The following is an 18,899-nucleotide window of genomic DNA, read 5'->3' on the forward strand; positions in this document are numbered from 1 at the left end:
CTACATCACCGCCCTGCCGGTAAGGGCCGCGATAAGCGACTGCTCGCCCAGCTGAACCAAGGCTCGCTCGACATCGGAATCGAGGAAGAGTGGTGACAGGCGCTCGGACTCCGGGCCCTGGCCCTCGCCGATAAGGCCGGCATGGCGGAGCGTCTGGCGGAGCGAGCCCTTAAGGCGCTTGACCGTGGCCTCAGTCCAGCGGGCCGCGTCCGGATACTCCGTGGTAAAGCGTGTCATAAAGGCGTTGAGGTCAACCGCCGTAAAGGCATAATCGAAGTTTTGTAGGCGCTCCCCTACCTCGACGAGCACGAGCTCGCGCACGATATCGTAGCGGCAGATCATGCTGTAGAAGATGGCCTGGTCCGTCTGCGTGGGAGTGCCGGATGCCATGAGCCTGGTTAGGGATGACGCAGCCTCGACGGCGGTTTTGGGGTCGATGCCGCGCGCGGCGCATACGGCGTCCGTGGGCACCATGGCGTCAAGGCGGCGAAGGCACACGGTTGCGCGGTTGGCGACCATGCGCTCCGTGGGATATTGAAAGAGGTTCTCGCTCTTTACGCGTACAATGACCTGCTCGTCGCTTGCGCCCTGCATACGAAGGGCAGCGACGATGCGCATCTCATGCGGGAGGAATTGCTCGCGGGTGAGCACCCCCCCCCGAACGCTTTTTGTGGTTACATCCACAGTACACGCTCCAAGGGTGTCAAAGGCTGTCACAAGTACGCCGCAACCCGGCAGGCAGGCGCGGCGCACATGACAATAATCATACCTGTTGGTAAAAAAGTTACCACGCCCAGCGCGTCAAATGTTGAGCAACAAAATTTAATCCGGTTAACGGTCATTTTCGCAGCTTAGAAACTTTAACGAGGTCGCCCCAAATCACACTTGCCAGACAACCGCGCTTACGAATGCAGGCACGCACACGCCCAACGCCACCCTCCGCTACACTCAACATAGAGTTCTACATATGATTCTATGTAAGGAGTTTCATATGCCTGTCGTAAAGCCTATTTCTGATCAGACGCGCGCGCTAACTACCATTCAGGAACGCGAAGATCACATTCAACGTACCATCGCTCATGGTTATGACGACCTCACCAACGGTCGTGTGCGCCCCTGGAAACAAGCGAAGGCCGAGGCGGATCGGATGCGAGCCTCGAGATAAGCCCTCCCCCCATGTAACCATCCTGTAAATCATAGCGGCGCACTCGAGTTTTACCGTGATGCGGTCGCGCCCGGCGCTCCACTGTGCTAAAGTATCCCGAACGTTCAAACGACTACGAGGGGGACTAGAAGATGGCACGTGTGCACAACTTCTCAGCTGGCCCGGCCGCGCTGCCCACAAGCGTGCTCGCCGAGATCGCCGACGAGATGATGGACTACCGCGGTTGCGGCATGTCCGTGCTCGAGATGAGCCATCGATCTAGCATGTACCAGCAGATCATCGACGACGCCGAGGCAACCCTGCGTCGCCTGCTGAGCATCCCGGACAACTACCGTGTCCTGTTTTTGCAGGGCGGCGCCACGCTGCAGTTTGCGGGCATCCCCATGAACCTCATGCGCCGCGGCCGCGCCGGCTACGTCGTGACCGGCAACTTTGCCAACAAGGCGTACAAGGAGGCCGCCAAGTACGGCGAGGCCGTGCTGCTCGCGAGCTCCGAGGACACCAATTTCGACCGCATACCCACCATAGTCGACATCAACGCGCGCATTGCCGCCGAGGCCGCGGGCGGCGGGCTCGACTACGTCTACATCTGCCAGAACAACACCATCTTTGGCACCATGTACCACGAGCTGCCCGCTTGCGACGACGTGCCGCTGGTCGCCGATGTCTCGAGCTGCTTTCTGTCGCAGCCGCTCGACGTTGAGCGCTACGGGCTCATCTACGCCGGTGCGCAGAAAAACGCCGGCGCCGCGGGCGTGACCGTGGTCATCGTGCGCGACGACCTCATCGCAGATGGCCCCGCTTTTGCGCAGACGCCGCAGTACCTGGACCTTAAGACCCAGGCCGCCAAGGGCTCCATGCTCAACACGCCCAACACCTTTGGTATCTACGTGTGCGGCAAGGTATTCCGCTGGGTTGAGCAGACCGGCGGACTTGCCGCCATGGCCGAGCGCAACTGGGCCAAGGCCAACCTGCTCTATAACCTGCTCGAGCACAGCGTGCTGTTCCATGGCACCACACAGGCCGACAGCCGCTCCATCGCCAACGTCACGTTCCGTACCGGCGATGCCGACCTCGACGCCGCCTTTGTCGCAGGCGCGGCCGAGCACCAGATTCAAAACGTCAAGGGCCATCGCCTGGTGGGTGGCATGCGCGCCAGCGTCTACAACGCCGTAACCATGGAAGACGCGCAGGCACTGGCCTCGTACATGAAGGACTTCGAAGCGCAGCATAGTTTGAGTCCGCGATCTAACTAGCCCGCAACGCGCGGGCTGACCAGCCACCTCAGACCACCCTGTTTAGATCAAAACCTGCTAAGGAGTTTTTCCATGCGTAAGATTAAGACCATCGACGACATCACCAAAGACGGCAAAGTCGAGTTTGGCGAGGGCTACGAGTTTGTGGGCACCGCCGAGGAGGCCGACGCCATCCTGATGCGCTCCACCGACCTGCACGGCTACGAGCTGCCCGAGGGCATCCGCGCCATCGCCCGCTGCGGCGCCGGCGTCAACAACATCCCCGTCGAGGAGTACGCCAAGAAGGGCGTCGTCGTCTTTAACTCCCCCGGTGCCAACAGCAACGCCGTCAAGGAGCTCGTCCTGGGCATGCTGGTGCTCTCGAGCCGCGGAGTAGTGCAGTCGATGAACTGGGTGCGCGACAACGCCGACGACCCCGAGATCCAGGTCGATGCCGAAAAAGCCAAGAAGGCCTTTGTGGGCCGCGAGCTCAAGGGCAAGCGCATCGGCGTCATCGGCCTGGGCAACGTAGGCTCCAAGGTCGCCAACGCCTGTGTCGACCTGGGCATGGACGTTTACGGCTACGATCCGTTCATTTCCGTCGAGCACGCGTGGGTGCTGAGCCGCGAGGTGCAGCGCGTGGGCACGCTCGAGGATCTGTGCCGCGGCTGCGACTACCTCACCGTGCACGTGCCCAGCAAGGCCGACACCATCGGCATGATCAGCACCGAGCAGATTAACCTGTTGGCACCAGACGCCGTACTCATCAACTACGCGCGCGAAACCATCATTGACGAGGACGCCGTCGATGCCGCCCTGCGCAAGGGCAAGCTGAGCTGGTTTAGCTGCGACTTTGCCACGCCCAAGACCGTCAAGATGCCCAACACGTTTATCACCACGCACTCGGGCGCCGGCACCGGCGAGGCCGAGGCCAACTGCGCCGACATGGCCATCAGCGAGCTCAAGGATTACCTGGAAAACGGCAACATCGCGCACAGCGTCAACTACCCCGCCTGCAGCATGGGCAAGGCGCGCGCCGCGAGCCGCATCGCCTGTCTGCACGCCAACGTGCCCAACATGATCGGCCAGATCACGGCCATCCTCGCCAAGGACAACGCCAACGTGCAGCGTATGACCAACGAGTCCGCTGGCGAGAACGCCTACACCATGTTCGACACCGATGAGCACCTGGACGGCAGCACGATCGAGGCGCTCAAGCAGATTCCGTCGATGTATCGCGTGCGCGTGATTAAATAGCGCCGGTGCCAAGCCTGCCAGACAGGCCATGAAGCCCATTCGGCCCCCGTTTTCACGAAACGGGGGCCGATTTCGTTGCTCCTGACGACTTTAGAAATGATACCCAGAACAAGTTTTTTCGGATAATCGACAGTAAGACCCAAATCACCAAGCGCACCCCTTTTGATAAACAACTTTATCAGGGACTTTAGTGGGTAATAATCGATTTCTATATGCCGAATGTAAGTTGACTGTCGATTTTCCGAAACAACTTATTCTAGATAGCATTTTTAATGCCCTTCCAAGGCGAAACTGAAGCCTTTTTCGCGACCAAAACTCTAGTTCACGCGACCGTTTTCCACCCGCGCGACTACATTTCCGCCCAATTGATAAAAATCTCCTCACGAAGCCGCCGTTCGAGCTCCTGCTGTCGCGGCGTCTTGTCTTTCAGCGGCACATCGAGATAGGACATGATGAGCTCCATCACCACGCGGAAGGCATCAGAGTCGGCCAGCTGGCCATAGGTCATCAGAACGACGGGATATCCCATCGCTTGCAGCGCCGTCGTTCGATCGGAGTCCGAGATCTTGGATTCAATGGATCCATGAATGGCTTTACCTTGACATTCGACCAGGCACTCTCGGCTGCCGTCCTTATTTGCCAGCAGGATATCGGCATAGCGCCTATCGAGCCCCGAAATCAGGCGGGCACTGCGTGTCATGCGAATCTCGACGTTATTGGTAAGGCGCAGCCCTTCGCCGCCGCGCAACCTCGTAAGGCCAAACAGCATCGAAGCCTGGACCTCGAGCGGCGATGCTGCCACCCCCGTAATGCATTTCGCGGCTCGTATGAACGATTTAGCGCCGCGGAGCCCCCGGATCTTATCGACGTACTCTGCAAGCTCAGAGAGCTCGATCAAGGGCGGTCGTTTCCACAAGTCCGTTGGACTCCCCGAGACATCCTTTACGTTTTCCCAGCCCAAACGTGCGTCACCCCACTGGCCCCCATATGCCTGCACAAGTGCCGACTTTACCTGAGGCGCAATCTTGCACACGGCAAAGGTGCCGCACATCTCATACATGCACATGATTAAACGCTCGTTTGAGACCGAGGAAGCCAGGGACAGCAGGGTAAAGAGTGGGGACGCGACATCGAGGCCAAACTCTGTCTGCCGCACGGAATCAAACGGCCTCTCCCCGTTCCAAACATGCCTGACAATGCGATCGCCCTTACGCCCGCAGCCGCCCTGCGCCAAAACGTGTAACGGGGTGCCCAGGAAATGCGCGACGAGCGGATGCTCGCAAAGGCGCTCCCTGCGCGGATCGTCCACAGAATCGGGCAGGTCCGGCATTATCGCCAAAACCTGTGGAGGTATCCGGTGATACCGAAAGGCAGATATGTCGCACAGTATGTCGTCCATGAAGGGTACATACCCGCTGTATCGTTTGTGAACCCGCTCAGACGGCGAGCGCGATGGCTCCGCCTGCGAACGGTAAATACCGCCACGCGCACGTCGCGGATCTCTCAGGAGACTTACAATCGGTTTGGAAAGCAGACTGATTGTGAGGTTACATATGGTTGATGAGGACTTTGCCTGGCGGCTTGCTCAGGAGCTTGTGCGGATCGACAGCTCAGACCCGGGCGCGTATGAGGATGAAATTGAGCGGTATATCAAAGCGCTGGTTGAGGCTCAGCCGGAGCGGTTGAGTCATCCGGTGCTCCATGCCGTGCAGATTGAGGAGCTCGAAGTGCTGCCCGGGCGCCGCAACCTTAAAGTCACCGTGCCGGGCCAAAGCGACGAGCCGCGGCTGGTCTATATCTGCCACATGGATACCGTCACCTTGGGCGATGGCTGGGAGGCAGACACGCCGCCGCTCGGGGCGGTCGTGCGCGACGGCAAACTCTACGGCCGGGGCGCCTGCGACATGAAGGGTGGCCTGGCCTGCGCCATTGCCGCACTGGTCCATACGCTCGAGCGCGTGGCGGCGGATGGCGCGCTGCCACGCCGCGGCTTTTCGCTCATCTGCTCGGTCGACGAGGAAGACTTCATGCGCGGCTCAGAGGCCGCGATCGATGCTGGCTGGGTCGGTTCGCGCGAATGGGTGCTGGACACCGAGCCCACCGACGGACAGATCCAGGTGGCGCACAAGGGTCGCACGTGGTTCGAGATCGAGATGACCGGCGTCACGGCGCATGCGAGCCAGCCTTGGAAGGGCGCAGACGCCGTCGCCGCCATGGCCGAGGCCGTCTGCGCGCTGCGCCGTGCGTTCGCGGCGCTGCCCGTGCATGATGAGCTGGGACCATCGACCATCACGTTTGGACAGATCGAAGGTGGCTACCGTCCCTATGTCGTGCCCGACCATGCCAAGGTCTGGGTCGACATGCGCCTGACGCCGCCGACCGACACGACCGCCGCGATCAACATGGTCGAGCAGGCCATTGCCGCCGCCGAGGACGCGGTTCCCGGTTGCCATGGCAGCTACACCGTGACGGGCGACCGCCCCGCCATCGAGCGCGACCCGAGCTCTCCCCTTCTAGCAGCGCTCAAGCGTGCCGCCGATGGCGTGACGGACGCGGACACGACCGTCGGCTTCTTTACCGGCTACACCGATACCGCCGTCATTGCCGGCAAGACAGGCAACCGCAATTGTATGAGCTACGGCCCCGGCTCGTTGGCGCTCGCGCACAAGCCCAACGAGTATGTGCCCCATGCCGATATCGTTCGCTGCCAAAACGTGCTCATCGCGCTTGCCGATAACACGCTCTGGGACGCAAGCGGCCAAGTTGGGGCATAATAAGCCGCGAACAAACCGACTCGCGCGTTAGGACCGCCCATGAAAGCACTTCCGTTTCCCTGCATTCGCCCGGCTCAGGACCGTGTGCTCGAGGCGCTGCCTGCGATGGGCGGTATCCTGAGCGGCAACGACGCCCTGCGCGGCGCCATTGCTGACGGCCTAATGCTCAAGGATCCAGGCGCGGCGTATTACGTGTACGAATGCTCGGGCGAGCCGGGTCGCGCGACGGGTGTCGTGGCGATTTGCCCGGTTAACGTACTGACGGGTAGCGACGAGGCTGCCGCCGAGAGCATCGACGCACTCGCCGCCGCGCACGCGATCGCCGAACTCAAAGTTCAGCCTCGTCCCGTGTCGCTCGCCTACGAGGCCTCGCCCGTCATGGATATCATCCTGGGCGCCGCCAAAGAGGGAGCGTCGCTCTATGCCGTCACCGACCCCGCCGGCATTACGCACCGTGTGTGGGAGGTCAAGCGCGAGGACGCCGTCGGGGCCATCCGCGCTATGCTCGACCAAGCACCAGAGCCGACACTGGCCGACGACCCCGCCTACGCCGCCGCGCTGGCAGGGGCGGCGCAGCTCCTGGCAAACGAGGCCCACACAGCCGGCACCTACACGGGCAGAGAGCCGTTCAACTTTGCTGTAGCCGTGCTGTTCCCCACCGCGCAGGCCAGCGGCGGCGCGCCGCAGGTTCCAACGGGCCTGCTCACTCACCAAATCGCGCGGTTCTAACAGGGCCTAAACGCCCAGCACAAAGACTCGGCAGCCCAACAAACAAGGGGCGGAGATGCAATACATGCGCATGCATCCCCGCCCCTTTCGCATCGAGCAATGATGTCGGCGATCCGCGTCGCCACGCCCAAGCTACCCGCGCTGCGGACCCGCGGCAGCCACCAGCGGCTCAAGACCCAGCTCGCGCGCATAATCCTCCTGCGTAAAGACTTCGACCAGGTCAAACGTATCGGTCGCATCGTCAAACGCAAAATGCAGCACCGAGCAGTTGCCCGGCACGCGCTCGCGCTCGTCTGCCGCCGCTCCCCTAGAGTGGTCCAAAAACTCCTTGATGGCCGAGGCGTGGCTCACCGCGAGCACGCACGAATGGTCCGAGCGCCGCATGAGCTCGGTCAGCGTCGCCACCATGCGCTCGCGTACCTGCATCTGGCCCTCGCCGCCAAACTGACGATAGAAATCGCGCCACGGGCGCTCGGGCATAAGCATCACGCGCTCGGCCTCAAAGTCGCCAAAGAACCACTCGCGCAGACCGTCCAGGCGCTCATACGTCATGCCCGGCCACAGGTTGGCGATGGTCTGTTCGGTGCGGTGCAACGTAGAGGTGTAGGCGTGGTCGGGCTCAATACCGCGCGCACGCAAGAACATGCCGGCACGCGCCGCCTGATCGCAGCCCAGCTGTGTGAGCGGCGAGTCACTCCAACCCTGAATGATGCGCTTAAGGTTGAATATTGTCTGCCCATGACGAACCAGATACAGGTCTTTATTCATAGGGGTCCTTTCGTTCGTTACCAATCAAGGAGCGAAAACGCCCCGTCGCAATGGCCAAAATGAAGCACGGCGCCGTTGTCGGGCAGTTCTCCCCCGCCGGTCACATACTCAAGAAACTCCTGGCAAGCGGAACCGTGGGAGACGACCAGCACGCAGTCGTGCCGGGGCCGGGCCATGATGCGGGACAGCGCCGCGACCATACGCGACTGAAGCTGTACTTCCGACTCGCCGCCAAAGGCCACCGGATAATCGCCCCAGGGCTGCGGTGGCATCTCGCGATTTGATGTACCCTCCAGCGAGCCCAAATGCCACTCGCGCAGGTCATCGACCAGCTCAATGGAACGGCCCTCGCCAACGATAAGCTCGACCGTACGCCGCGCCCGACCCAACGGCGAGGAATACACATGATCAAAGGCCACGCCGCGGTCCTCGAACGCCGAGCGCGTCGCCAGCGCCTGCTCGCGCCCGCGTGCCGTCAGCGGCGAATCGTGCCAGCCCTGCAAAATGTTCTGCACATTGAGCTCAGTCTGCCCATGCCGCACCAAATATAAATCTGCCACACGCCCTCCCCTCGTACCACCACAAAGGGGACAGGCACCTTTGTGGTGGTTTTGCCGCCGGATCACGCCGCGGCGACGCTCAACTACACCAGTACGTCGGCGAGCGGGCGCTTGGGTACGTGGTGCACCTGCGCATCGTCACGCCAGTAATTAATTGAGCCGTCGGGGTTGGAATCGATCGCATCGATCATCTGCGTCTCGGCCGGCACGCCAAAGGCCATGATCAGCTTGAGCTCATACTTGTCGTTATCGAGCCCCATGGCATCGATCGCGTGGGGCGTAAAGGCCTTGAACATGCAGGCAGCCACCTCGGGCGTTGCGCTGCGGGCGGCGAGCATCATCGTCTGCGCGGCAATGCCCGTGTCGACCTCGGTAATGGGAGCGGCAGGCTTGCCCGGAACGGCGCGCTCAGCCAGAATCGCGATGTAGCCGGTCGGGCGCTCGCCCTCGGCAGGACCCGGCCAATCCTTAAGCGCACCGGCCCACGCAAGCTCATCAAATACACGCGCGCAGTCCTCGGCACCGCTCACCACATGAAAACGAAGACGCTGAGCATTGGCACCACACGGGGTCAGGTGCGCCAGTTCCGCCAGCTCGAGCAAAAACTCGCGCGGCACGCGCATGGACTCGTCAAAGCGGCGGCACGTACGGGCACGACGGACCAGCGCGTCAAACGATTCCAGACCGAGCTTTTCGCAACCTTGCTTTGCCATCGATTCTGCACTTACCGGCGCCGCGGGAACTGTTTCGTTCATAGGGACCCCCAATTAAAGGCAATTGTTCTTAGGAAAATCTAACCTAAAACGTAGGCAATAACGAACAGAGCCGCAATGTTCTACACCTGTTGAATAGAAAATCACGGCGTGGGGAACAACGGAAGCAAATCGGGGCCTTTGGGTTACGTTTCGCCCTCCCCGACCCACACGCCGGCGCCTTTAGGCGATACTGGTTGCAACGATCACGGTTTATGCCGCGCGGAAAGGAGACCTCATGGGCATCTTTAAGAACAATGAGCAGGATTCGAATCTGTTTGGATTTGACGAGAAAAGCATGGCGGGCAAGGCGATTAAAGCCGTGCGCTGGATCTATGCCGTCACGGGCGTTATCGCACTGCTCGCCGGCATCGCGCTGCTGTTTGCCCCCGCCAAGACCCTCGTCTTTTTGACGACCGTACTGGGCTTCTACTTTGTGATCACGGCCGGCGTCAGGCTGTTCACCGCCATTTTTGAGCCGCTGCTGCCCGCCGGCTGGCGCGTGGCGAGCATCCTCACCAACCTGCTCATCATTTTGGGCGGCGTGGTGATCCTGCGCAACCAGGCCCTATCGACCGCGACGCTCAGCACGCTTGTTGTGGTCGTGGCCGGCTTTGGCTGGATTGTCGAGGGCGTTATGTCGATCCTGGAGTCCGAGCTTTCGTCCAACCGCGGCATCGCCATCCTGAGCGGTGCGCTCTCCATCATCGCCGGCGTGTTCGTGTTTATCTACCCGCTGTGGTCGGCCAAGATGCTCGTCATCTTTACCGGCGCTGCACTCCTGGTGTTTGGCGTGACACTGATTATTCGTGCCGTCCGTTTTGGCAAGCTGGTGCACTAGATGCCGCGAACGCTGTTTATTGATGCCGACGCCTGCCCGGTCACGCGCGAGTCGATCGACTGCGCGCGGCGGGCGGGCGTCGCCGTGGTAATCGCCGGCAACAGCACGCAAAACCTGGAGCGGCACATTCGCCGCGACGACCCGCGCGACGCCGAGCACGCGCGGCGCGGCTTTTGGGTGACGACGCTTGACGTGAGCGTAGGCGCCGATAGCGCCGACTTTGCCATTATCGAGCGCCTGCAGGCTGGCGACGTGGTCGTGACGCAGGACATAGGCCTGGCGAGCATGGTGCTCGGACGCGATGCCGCCGCCATCGGCGTGCGCGGGCGCGTCTACGACAAAGCGACCATCGACATGCAACTGTTTATTCGCCACGAGGAAAAGAAGGTGCGCCGCGCCGGGGGACGCACCCGCGGTCCGGCAGCCTTCACCAGCGAGGATCGAGCCCGCTTTAAACGCAACCTCACCGAGCTGCTACGCTAGACAAGGTAGATTTTTGGGACATGCCTAAAAATCTACCTTTTTGTTTGGCGAATGGCGCGCATCCAGCGCCCAGGTCATGACGGTGGATTGTAAGGCATGTCCCAAAAACTACTTAGAGACCAAAGGCGGAGAGGATGAGGCCCCAGCCCGCACCGATGACGTACATCATGATCAGGAACAGGACGTTTTCGCGGGCACTGCGGTTGGTGCGGAACAGCACCAGGTAGCCCACGCCAGCGGAAATGAGCGTGCCGGCGAGCATCGGCGCCAGCTGCAGCGCACCTTCGAGGTACAACTGCGTAATAACGACGCTGGCCGAGCAGTTGGGAATCAGGCCAACGAGTGCCGAGCCCAGGACCGCAAGCGTCTCGTTGCCGCGCAGGAACTGCTCAATCGCCGATTCGCCGAAGGTCTCGAGCACGGCGACCAGAATCAGCGTCACCAGAAAAATGAATACCGATACCTGCACAGTGTGCGAGATCGCACTGCGGATAATCGACAGAACGGGCGCGCCCTCGTGGGAGTGGTCGTGGCTGTGGCCGTGGTGGTGCTCATGCTCGCTCGTGTGACCGTGATCATGGCTGTGCCCGTGGACGCGCTCATGTTCATCTTCATCATCATCGCAACCGCAATGGTCGCGCTCGCATAACTCGTGGATGTGGTCGGCGCTCACGCCCGCCTCGGCCACCTCGTCGATGATGTCACCGCCAGTGTGGTCGTCGTGCGCGCAGTTCACGTGGGCCGGGTTGGCCGCGGTTCCCAGCACGGTACGGCGAATCGCCGCATGCGCGCGAGCGTTACGACGCAGGCCGCGAATGGCGGCGTCCACGATAAAGCCCGTGACCAGCGCGATCAGCGCCTTCGAAGCCAGAAGCATCGCCATGGTCTGCACGGGAACCTGCTCGGCAAGCAACAGCGGCAGCATCTCGTCTGAAGTCGAGAGGAAAACCGCAACCAGCGTGCCCAGCGTCACGACGCGGCCGGCGTACAGCGTCGCCGCCATGGCCGAAAACCCGCACTGTGGCACCATGCCCAGCAACGAGCCAACCACGGGGCCGGCGGCGCCGGCGCGCTTGATAGCACCGTTGACGCGGTCGCCCGCCACATGCTCCAGCGTCTCGAGGGCAAGATACGTCACCAACAAAAACGGCACCAGGGACAGCGTGTCCTTGCCGGCGTCGAGCAGAATATCAATCAGTAAATCCATGACGGATGGAACCTTTCGTGTCTTTCGGCAACATTGTAAAAGTCCTAGCGGTCAACTAGGGTATTGTAGTTGTCCCGGGCGCGGTGCCAATAGTTGCCCATGGTAAACTATCATCTCGCCACAACTCAGTAACCCCGAGCCGCGCGACGCGGCCCGTCCAAGGAGCAGTATATGAACGTATCGCAAGCACTCGAATACGAGCGTCAGCCGTTTATCCCCATGTTTATCTACGGCGACCACGGCGCCATGGAATCCGAGCGCCAGAAGGGCGAGGAGGCCCTCAAGGTGCTCGAGACCGAGTACTTTACCGCCGAGGGCGACCCCGGCTTCGACTTTGCCACCGTGCGCGACCTGGCCGATCGCAACCGCGACCTGTGCGACCAGATCGGCGAGGCGCGTCTGCGCAATGTGACGCCCGCGACGCTTTCACGTGGTCTGTCCGATGCCGACACCTGCGCGGCCATCGGTAAGATGCAAAAGCGTACCGCCGCATCGGTCATGCGCGAGATCCGCGGCGACCGCGACGCACTCGGCGTGGCCTACGCCCGCAAGCCCATCCAGGGCACCGTGCTGGGCATCGACATCGAGACCACCGGCCGTGCGCCCGAGCGCGGCTATATCATCAACGTGGGCTGGGAGATTATGGACCTCACGAGCGACGCCGTCCCGCACGACGCCGAGGCGCACTACTGCGGTCTGCCCGACATCTATCGCGGCGAGAATGTGCCGCTGTCGAATATCCACCACATTACCTGGACCGACATCGACGGCAAAAAGCCATTCCGCGAGGATAAGGAGCTGCAGAAGCAGCTGCTCAAGCTCATGAAGAAGTATCCGTACATGGCGCACAACGCCGCCTTTGAGGACAGCTGGTTCAAGATCCACCTGGACGGCTACGCCGAGGCGCGCCGTGCCGGCAAGATCATCGTCATCGACTCGCGCCAGATCTGCCGCAGCCTGGACGCCGACGTGCGCTCGCTCCCCCGCGAGTCCGCGCCCGCCGCGCTCGAGAACTGGGCGCGCCGCCGTGGCACCCTCGCCGCCGACGCCAACGAGCAGCACCTGGGCCTCGACGACACCGACCTTATGCTCCGCACGGTGCAGGCCGAGTTCAACCTCAAGGGGCTTTTCGCGAAGTAGCCCCAGCGCCCCAAACCCAGAACGCAAGGCGCCCCCGCAACCATCCCTCGGTTGCGGGGGCGCCTTCGTGCGCAGAGGCTTCAAACCCGCCAGTCGCTAGTCCACGCTCTTGAGCGCCTCGAGCATGTCGACGTTCTTGAGCCTATGGTTCACCACCGCATACATCACGGCAACGACCACAACCACGACCACCGTCGAGACCACGTACGGCAACCAGCCGCACGCCGGGTCGAACATCACGTTCTCGGGCGGCACCGCGGTGATGATGTACTGCTGGAGCAGCCAGCCCAAGATCCATCCCACCGGCAACGCAATCGCGGCATTGATGATCGTCTCGCGGTAGATGTACATCGACACCTCGTTATCAAAGAAGCCGAGTACCTTGACGGTCGAGAGCTCGCGGATGCGCTCGGCCACGTTAATGGTCACGAGGTTGTACACGATGACCACGGCAAGCAGGATGGCGACCACAATGAGGACCAGCATGATCTTGTTGAGCGAGGTCACGATCACGTTAATCTGGTTGATGAGCGTAGCGCTCTGAACGCAGCCCAGCACGCCGTCGAGCTTCATAAAGCGTGCGGCCTCGGCGCGGGTCCCCTCTATAGAGCTGTCCTTAAGCTTGGCCACGTAAGCATTGCCCGTGGCGGCCTTGCCAAAGCACGTTTGATATGCCTTGGGGCTCATGAACATAAAGTGCTCCATATACATCTCGCAGATGCCCGTGATGCGCACCTTGCGCTTGACGCCGCTTGCGTCGGTGAAGGTCATGGTGTCGCCCACCTTGGTGCCCGTAAGGGTGGCCAAACGTTCCGAGATCACAGCGCCGTCGTCCTCGAGCGGCAGCGCCTCGCCCGTCTTGCGGTCGCGAATGTCGAGATACTTAGAGAACGTCTCCCCATCCATAGGCACGAGCAGGTTGATGCTCTGATCGTCGCCCTTGTCGCCGGCCGTCTTGGTCACGCTCTCGTACGCGATACTCGAATAGTCCGTGACGCGCTTCGACGCGAGCTCGTCGGCAACTTCCTTACGCTGTGCCTTGGAGGCGTCATCGTTCTGAGCAACGATGAGGTCGTAACCAATGATGTCGCCAAACTGCGTCTCGGAGAGACCGTCGATGGAGTTGCGCACGGCATAGCCGCAGAACATGAGACAGACAGCACCCGAAACACCGATCACGGTCATGAGCATGCGCTTCTTGTAGCGCAGGAGGTTGCGGAAGGTGACCTTCTGCGTGAAGGTCAGGCGGCTCCAGAGCGACTTGATGTGCTCGAGGAAGATCTTGGAACCGGCCGTGGGCGCCTTGGGCAGTAGGAGCTGCGCGGGCTGCTCGGCGAGCATGCGGCGGGCGACAAGCACGGCGGGCACCACAGCCACGGCAAGACCGAGCGCGAGCGCCGAGACGGCCACGCCCCCGTGCCACTGAAGTACGATCGGAGGCAGCGAGAACTTAGCACTGTACGCGCTGTAGACGATGTAGGGCAGCAGTGTATGGCCCAGCACGATGCCGATGACAGAGCCGATGGCGCCGGCCGAAGCGCCGTAGACCACAAACTTCTTCATGATGTCGGCATCGTCGTAGCCGAGCGCCTTGAGCGTGCCGGCGTTGATGCGCTCCTCGTCGACCATGCGGGTCATCGTGGTGGACGCCACGAGGGCCGCCACCAGGTAAAGGAAGTACGGGAAGATATTGGCGAGCGAGTCGACGATCTCGGAAACGCTGTCATAAGTGCGATAGCCATCGGAGCCGGGGGTCTCGCGGCGCGTGTCCACCGCATACGTGGGCTTCTCAAGCTTGTCGCGCTGCGTGCGGGCGTCGTCGAGCTTACGCTCCGCCTTGGCGATCTTCTCCTCCGCGTCGGGGAGCCGCTCGTTATACTCGGCCAGGCCGTCCTCGTACTCGGACTGTTTGCTCGCGAGTGTGCCCGCGGCCTCGTTGTAGGTGGCAAGACCGCTGCTGTAGCTCGCCACGCCATCGTTATACTCGGCAACACCCGCCTCGTACTCGGCCTTCTTGGCGTTATACGTGGCAACACCCTGCCGGTACGCGGTCTCCCCCGTATCGAGCTGGGATTTGGCGCTCGCCAGCTGCGACTCCCTGGAAGCAATCTCCTTGTTCGCGGCCGCCTGCTTCTGGTCGAGCTGCTTTTGCGCGGCATCGAGCTGTGCCACGAGCGCGGTGTAACCACCGTCCTCGCCCTCGGTGCTGGCATCGGCATCGGTGTTCATAAAGCGCTCGTAGGCGGCCTCGGTCTGAGACAACTGCTGACTCAGCGCATCGCGCTGCTGCACGGCGGAGGCCCTTTGCTGCTGGAGCTGGGACTTTCGGTCCTCGAGCTGCTGCTTTTGAGCCTCGAGCTGCGAGCGCTGCTCGCCCGTCAGACTGGGGGCCGCAAGCTGTTGCTCCACAGCGGCAATGCCCTTGCCGCACTGATCCAGCCCAACATCGAGCTTAGCGATGCCTGTCTCATATTGCTCGACGCCGTCCTCGAGCCGGGCGATGCCCTCCTCATAGGCGGCCTTGCCATCATCAAGCTTCTTGCGGCTTGCATCGATCGTGGACTGGGCCTGCGCAATCTGCGACTCGGCATCGCTCTTGGCGGTCGCCAAAGCGGCCGCCCCGTCGTTGTACTCGTCCCAGCCGCTATCGAGCTGCGAGCGCGAGGACGCCAGCGTAGACCGTGCGGCCGAGAGCTGCGACGCGCCGTCGGCAAGCTGCGTGCGGGCGCTCGCCAGCTGCAAAGCCGCCTGCTCAAGCTTGTTCCACGACAAGGCAAGCTGGCCCTTTCCGTCGGCAAGCTGCGAGGCCGCATCGTCCAGCGTCGCCTTGGCATCGCTGAGCTTCTGGCGAGCGTCCGCAATCTGCTGCTCGCCATCGGCAATCTTTTCGTCATAGGTATCGCGCACCACGGCAAGCCTGCGCTCGGGCGCATTCTTGAGCAGTTTCTTGAGCTCCTTTTTATGGGCCGCGATCTTATCCAGATACTCGGCGCTATAAGGATCGAGGCCCTGGGTGTCATCGAACGTCAAACGCGCGATCATGCGGTAGTCGGTCGAAAACACCTTGGGCGACACGACGGCATAGCCCATGAGGTCGCCCGTGCCCACGGTAGTCTTTCCCATGTTGATGCCCGCGATGATCTCCATGGATTTGACGTGGCCCACCACGGTAAAGGTCGAGCGTTTGAGCGTCTTGCTGCCATCTGCGTTCTTCTTTTGCGATAACGTGATCTTTGAGCCCACGGGGTAATCGTCAGCCATAAACGAATCGATCGCGATTTCGTTCTCGGTCTTGGGCATGCGGCCGTCGGCGAGCTCATAGCGGCTCACCTTGTCGGGCGTCGACTCCACGCGCACGGCGCTGTTGGCACCCTTGATGGTAACGTCCACAAGGTATCCGTACTCAACGGCGCGCACGCCGTCCAGCTGCTCGATAACGGCCTCGTCATCCTTATCGATGCCAAGGTCACCGATCACGGCCAGGTCCATCATGTCGTAGTCGGTAAAATAATCGCCCGAGGTCGCGCGCATGTCGGGGCCCGCCACCTTGAGGCCCACCAGGGCAAAGGCGCCCAAGGCCAGCAAGGCTACGATCGAGAAATAACGCCCGCGCGACTTTTTGAAGGTAGACCGTATGTCCTTCCAGAGCATTCGTTTAGCCATGCACGCCACCTACCACTCAATGTTCGCGATCGCCTGCGGGTGTTTGTTGATGTCGACGGCGGTCACATGGCCATCGTGCATGCGGATCACACGGTCGGCGATGGGTGCGATGGCGGAGTTGTGCGTAACGATCACCACGGTCGCGCCGCGCTTGCGGCTCATGTCCTGCAGGATCTGTAGAATCTGCTTGCCCGTGTTGTAGTCGAGCGCGCCCGTAGGCTCGTCGCAAAGCAGGATCTTGGGGTTCTTTGCCACGGCGCGCGCGATAGCCACGCGCTGCTGCTCACCGCCCGAGAGCTGCGCGGGAAAGTTATCGATACGTCGGGAAAGGCCCACCATGTTGAGTACCTCGACCGGGTCCATGGCGTCAGCCACGATCTCGCTCGCGAGCTCGACGTTTTCCTTGGACGTGAGGTTGGGCACCAGGTTGTAGAACTGGAACACAAAGCCCACGTCGGTGCGGCGATAGGCCGTGCGGCCGCGCGCGTCGAGCTTTGCAATGTCGCGCCCGTCGATGACGACCGCGCCCTCGTCGCAGGTGTCCATGCCGCCCAAGATGTTCAGCACCGTGGACTTGCCAGCACCGGAAGTGCCCAACACAATGGCAAGCTCACCTTTCTCCACCTCAAAGCTCACGTGGTCGTTGGCCGTGATCACTGTCTCGCCCATGTGATAGCGCTTGCATTCGCCGCGCATCTCTATGTATGCCATTCTTGCTCCCTTAGTTTCGATGTTCCTTGCAGTAAGGTTCTTAAATCAACACGTTGTTGTTTTAAATGAAGTGAAGTGTAAGAATGGAGCGGGACAAAGACAATAATCAAAATTGTACACGTTGTTGATTTAAGGTTGTTCGCGCAGGTAAAAGAGGTAGGAAACACCAATGGCAGGCAAGAGAAATACCGCCACCGAAACAAAACTTCAACAGGCAATCACCAAACTGCTCTCGGTCAAGACGCTGGACCAGGTCAGCGTGAGCGACATTTGCCGCGAGGCCGGCATCAATCGCGGAACCTTTTATGCGCACTATATAGACAAGTACGATTTCTTTGATAAGCAAATCGACAGCCTCGTCGCGGTGCTCTCGCAGACCATCCTCGAACCCGTCATGGAGCTCAAAGGCACAACGCCACATGAACTTATCCCGCAAGAAGGCGTGCTCAAGGCACTCGTGTACGTTAAGGAGCATTACGACCTGGTGGCTGCGCTCACGCAGCGTGGAACAAACATGCAGCTCCACGAGCACGTGCAGGACATCATCGGCGAGCTCCTAGAGCAGAGCGCCGCGGCCCAGGGCATAAAGCTAAGCTTTGGCGGTCTCCCCGAGGACTACGGCCGCGAGATGGTGCTTTCGGGCATCACGGCGGTGATGTGGCTTTGGATCAAAAAGGGATGCGTCGAGTCACCGGAAGAGATTGTGCGAATCGTCTGGACCAACAAGAGCTACTCCCCCGAGGAACTGCTCACCGGAACGGTTGCCCAAGAGATCCCCGTTTGTCAAAGCTAGCGCTCAAAATAGTTCCTGAATTGTATTGACATATGAACATGCGCTCATATACTCGAAAGTAAGTTATATGAGCGCATGTTCATATGAAAGGATATTGCGGTGAGCGAACGCACTGATGAAATAAAGACCGGCGTCGAAGCCGCCGAGTCCGTGGTCCCCACCACCTGCTCGCCCGAGGATCTTCCCGACGAGGAGCTGCTATACGACCTGGCCGACCTGTTTAAGGTTTTCAGCGACACCACGCGCATCAAAATCCTCTACGCCCTCATGGGTCGCGAGCTCTGCGTGGCTGACATCGCCGAAGCGACCGCGACCTCGCAGTCTGCGGTGTCGCACCAGCTGCGCACGCTTAAGCAGTCGCACCTGGTCAAGTTCCGCCGCGACGGCCGCAACATTCTCTACTCGCTTGCCGACGATCACGTCTACACCATGCTCAACCAGGGCATGAGCCATATCTGCGAATAGCAATCAACCACGGTATCAGCGCGGCCGGCACCCAGACCGCTAACACAGGGAAAGGAACCCACCATGAAAAAGCAGTTTAAGCTCGACGAGATCGATTGCGCCAACTGCGCGCGTGAACTTCAGGACGAGCTGGCTAAGCTCGAGGGCGTCAAGTCCGTTTCGGTCAACTTTATGACCCAGAAGCTGACGCTCGAGGCCGACGACGCCAAGTTCGACGAGGTCCTGGACCGCGTCGTTGAATTCACCGCCGACGCCGAGCCAGACTGCGAAATCATTCTCTAACCCGCGCATACGTTGACCTGCAGGGCCGCGCTTGCCGCGGCCTTTGCTCGCGAAATTATATGAGCAAGTGTTCA

At 61.1% G+C, this 18,899-nt stretch carries 19 protein-coding genes; 11 read left to right on the plus strand and 8 right to left on the minus strand.

All coding sequences use genetic code 11. The features are described from left to right. Window positions 1-651, minus strand: a complete 651-nt coding sequence (locus tag I2H81_RS07500; protein WP_195645111.1) for a DUF1819 family protein — start codon at window positions 649-651, stop codon at window positions 1-3. A gap of 340 nt (window positions 652-991) precedes the next feature. On the opposite strand from I2H81_RS07500, the gene I2H81_RS07505 reads away from it, so the two are divergent. From I2H81_RS07505 to I2H81_RS07515, 3 genes are all read left to right on the plus strand, one after another. Then, window positions 992-1,165, plus strand: a complete 174-nt coding sequence (locus tag I2H81_RS07505; protein ID WP_158554612.1) for a hypothetical protein — start codon at window positions 992-994, stop codon at window positions 1,163-1,165. Window positions 1,166-1,296: 131 nt separating this feature from the next. Then, window positions 1,297-2,421, plus strand: coding sequence for a 3-phosphoserine/phosphohydroxythreonine transaminase (serC, locus tag I2H81_RS07510; protein ID WP_055252042.1), 1,125 nt, complete (start codon window positions 1,297-1,299; stop codon window positions 2,419-2,421). Window positions 2,422-2,493: 72 nt separating this feature from the next. Beyond that, window positions 2,494-3,657, plus strand: a complete 1,164-nt coding sequence (locus tag I2H81_RS07515; RefSeq protein ID WP_195645112.1) for a phosphoglycerate dehydrogenase — start codon at window positions 2,494-2,496, stop codon at window positions 3,655-3,657. 349 nt (window positions 3,658-4,006) lie between these two features. On the opposite strand, the gene I2H81_RS07520 is transcribed toward I2H81_RS07515, so the two are convergent. Then, window positions 4,007-5,056 (minus strand): hypothetical protein, encoded by a 1,050-nt coding sequence (locus I2H81_RS07520; protein WP_195645113.1) that lies wholly within the window; start codon window positions 5,054-5,056, stop codon window positions 4,007-4,009. 154 nt (window positions 5,057-5,210) lie between these two features. Here I2H81_RS07520 and I2H81_RS07525 point away from each other — a divergent pair, with 154 nt between their 5' ends. Further along, window positions 5,211-6,431, plus strand: a complete 1,221-nt coding sequence (locus I2H81_RS07525) for a M20 family metallopeptidase (RefSeq protein WP_195645114.1) — start codon at window positions 5,211-5,213, stop codon at window positions 6,429-6,431. 39 nt (window positions 6,432-6,470) lie between these two features. After that, entirely contained in the window at window positions 6,471-7,160 is a 690-nt protein-coding gene (locus I2H81_RS07530; RefSeq protein WP_195645115.1) for a DUF1015 family protein, read from the plus strand. Window positions 7,161-7,292: 132 nt separating this feature from the next. Here I2H81_RS07530 and I2H81_RS07535 read toward each other — a convergent pair whose 3' ends face one another. The 3 genes from I2H81_RS07535 to I2H81_RS07545 form a co-directional block, all read right to left on the minus strand. Beyond that, the gene (locus I2H81_RS07535; protein ID WP_195645116.1) at window positions 7,293-7,928 is read right to left on the minus strand and encodes a histidine phosphatase family protein; all 636 of its coding nucleotides are present in this window, start codon (window positions 7,926-7,928) and stop codon (window positions 7,293-7,295) included. Between the two features lie 17 nt (window positions 7,929-7,945). Further along, a complete protein-coding gene (locus I2H81_RS07540; RefSeq protein WP_195645117.1) occupies window positions 7,946-8,488 on the minus strand; it encodes a histidine phosphatase family protein in 543 nt (180 codons plus the stop codon). Between the two features lie 83 nt (window positions 8,489-8,571). After that, on the minus strand, window positions 8,572-9,243 hold the full coding sequence (locus I2H81_RS07545; RefSeq protein ID WP_195645118.1) for a nitroreductase family protein: 672 nt from the start codon (window positions 9,241-9,243) through the stop codon (window positions 8,572-8,574). Between the two features lie 235 nt (window positions 9,244-9,478). On the opposite strand from I2H81_RS07545, the gene I2H81_RS07550 reads away from it, so the two are divergent. Both I2H81_RS07550 and I2H81_RS07555 read left to right on the plus strand, forming a co-directional pair. Beyond that, the gene (locus I2H81_RS07550; RefSeq protein WP_195645119.1) at window positions 9,479-10,081 is read left to right on the plus strand and encodes an HdeD family acid-resistance protein; all 603 of its coding nucleotides are present in this window, start codon (window positions 9,479-9,481) and stop codon (window positions 10,079-10,081) included. Then, window positions 10,082-10,564, plus strand: coding sequence for a YaiI/YqxD family protein (locus tag I2H81_RS07555; RefSeq protein WP_195645120.1), 483 nt, complete (start codon window positions 10,082-10,084; stop codon window positions 10,562-10,564). It abuts the gene before it with no gap. A 112-nt stretch (window positions 10,565-10,676) separates the two neighbouring features. On the opposite strand, the gene I2H81_RS07560 is transcribed toward I2H81_RS07555, so the two are convergent. Beyond that, on the minus strand, window positions 10,677-11,771 hold the full coding sequence (locus I2H81_RS07560) for a putative manganese transporter (protein WP_195645121.1): 1,095 nt from the start codon (window positions 11,769-11,771) through the stop codon (window positions 10,677-10,679). Between the two features lie 171 nt (window positions 11,772-11,942). On the opposite strand from I2H81_RS07560, the gene I2H81_RS07565 reads away from it, so the two are divergent. Then, complete coding sequence (locus tag I2H81_RS07565) at window positions 11,943-12,911, plus strand: 3'-5' exonuclease (protein ID WP_195645122.1); 969 nt, start codon at window positions 11,943-11,945, stop codon at window positions 12,909-12,911. Between the two features lie 96 nt (window positions 12,912-13,007). Here the strand turns inward: I2H81_RS07565 and I2H81_RS07570 are convergent, their stop codons facing one another. Both I2H81_RS07570 and I2H81_RS07575 read right to left on the minus strand, forming a co-directional pair. Continuing rightward, a complete protein-coding gene (locus I2H81_RS07570; protein WP_195645123.1) occupies window positions 13,008-16,574 on the minus strand; it encodes an FtsX-like permease family protein in 3,567 nt (1,188 codons plus the stop codon). 9 nt (window positions 16,575-16,583) lie between these two features. Beyond that, the gene (locus I2H81_RS07575; protein ID WP_195645124.1) at window positions 16,584-17,285 is read right to left on the minus strand and encodes an ABC transporter ATP-binding protein; all 702 of its coding nucleotides are present in this window, start codon (window positions 17,283-17,285) and stop codon (window positions 16,584-16,586) included. A 169-nt stretch (window positions 17,286-17,454) separates the two neighbouring features. Here I2H81_RS07575 and I2H81_RS07580 point away from each other — a divergent pair, with 169 nt between their 5' ends. The 3 genes from I2H81_RS07580 (at window position 17,455) to I2H81_RS07590 (ending at window position 18,825) form a co-directional block, all read left to right on the plus strand. Beyond that, a complete protein-coding gene (locus tag I2H81_RS07580; RefSeq protein ID WP_195645125.1) occupies window positions 17,455-18,078 on the plus strand; it encodes a TetR/AcrR family transcriptional regulator in 624 nt (207 codons plus the stop codon). A 150-nt stretch (window positions 18,079-18,228) separates the two neighbouring features. Further along, window positions 18,229-18,543: an ArsR/SmtB family transcription factor gene (locus I2H81_RS07585; protein ID WP_089572251.1), complete on the plus strand. Its 315-nt coding sequence runs from the start codon at window positions 18,229-18,231 to the stop codon at window positions 18,541-18,543. A 63-nt stretch (window positions 18,544-18,606) separates the two neighbouring features. Continuing rightward, complete coding sequence (locus I2H81_RS07590) at window positions 18,607-18,825, plus strand: cation transporter (protein WP_089572082.1); 219 nt, start codon at window positions 18,607-18,609, stop codon at window positions 18,823-18,825. Window positions 18,826-18,899: the final 74 nt, after the last annotated feature.

It is taken from the genome of Collinsella aerofaciens (genome assembly GCF_015561195.1).
Classification (GTDB): Bacteria; Actinomycetota; Coriobacteriia; order Coriobacteriales; family Coriobacteriaceae; genus Collinsella; species Collinsella aerofaciens_AC.